The following is a 1004-nucleotide window of genomic DNA, read 5'->3' as shown; positions in this document are numbered from 1 at the left end:
CTAGATGATTGATGCCAAGGGCTCGCTGGCGCGCATGACATGAAGCGAGGGAGTCCAAAGATCGGTTGTGACGCCTGATCTGGACTCCCTCGCGACCGCACTCTACGTGAAGACAGACGACCTGTTGAAGGAATCGCCGCATCTGGCCCCGTGGCGCCCTGAGATCGGCATCGAGCCCCGATTGAGCGACGCCGAGCTGGTCACCCTGGCTGTGATGCAGGCCCTGCTCGGCTTCACCTCGGAACGCCGGTGGGTCCGCCACGCCACCACCCACCTGCGGCATCTGTTCCCGTACCTGCCCGGACAGTCGGGCTACAACAGGAGGCTGCGCAAGGCTGCGGACCTGATCGCGCGGGTCAACCAGCTGCTGGCCCGCGACACCTCGCTGTGGACCGACACCGTGTGGGTCGTCGACTCCACGCCGGTGGAGTGCGGGCGCTCACGCGAGACGGCCAAGCGCTCCGACCTGGCCGGATGGGCACAGTACGGCTACTGCGCCAGCCACTCCCGGTTCTTCTGGGGCCTGCGCCCGCACCTGGTGTGCACCCTGCACGGCCTGCCCATGGCCTTCGCGCTGACCGGCGCGAAGGCCGACGAGCGCGAGACCCTGCTCGGCATGCTCCACGCCGAACCCGACCTCGCCGACTCACACCCGGGGCAGACCCTGATCAGTGACCGGCAGTACTACGGCCGCGCCTTCGAACACGAGCTGGCGGAACTGGGCGTCAAGCTGCTGCGGCCGGCCCGCAAGGGCGAGCCCTCGCGGGCCGGATCAGCTCTGTTCAAGCCGCTTCGGCAGATCATCGAGTCCGTCAACCAGACGTTCAAGGCCCAGCTCGACCTCGAACGCCACCAGGGCCGCACCCAGGGCGGTGTCATGGTCCGCGTTCTGCAACGCGTCCTCGCGCTGACCTGCGCGATCTGGCACAACGACCACACCGGCCAACCCGTCATGCGCTCGCTGACCGCCTACGACCACTAACCCTTCGCATCAATCATCTAGC

1 protein-coding gene is annotated in these 1004 nt (G+C 67.2%); it reads left to right on the top strand.

Annotated features, from left to right (window positions below):
- Nucleotides 1-67: 67 nt before the first annotated feature.
- A complete protein-coding gene (locus tag ACFXHB_RS44905) occupies nt 68-982 on the top strand; it encodes an IS982 family transposase (RefSeq protein ID WP_380583030.1) in 915 nt (304 codons plus the stop codon).
- Nucleotides 983-1004 lie beyond the last annotated feature (22 nt).

The organism is Kitasatospora sp. NPDC059327, assembly GCF_042752535.1.
Lineage (GTDB): Bacteria > Actinomycetota > Actinomycetes > Streptomycetales > Streptomycetaceae > Kitasatospora.
The sequence above is the reverse complement of the archived record's forward strand: the minus strand, read 5'-3'. Positions and strand labels throughout refer to the sequence as shown.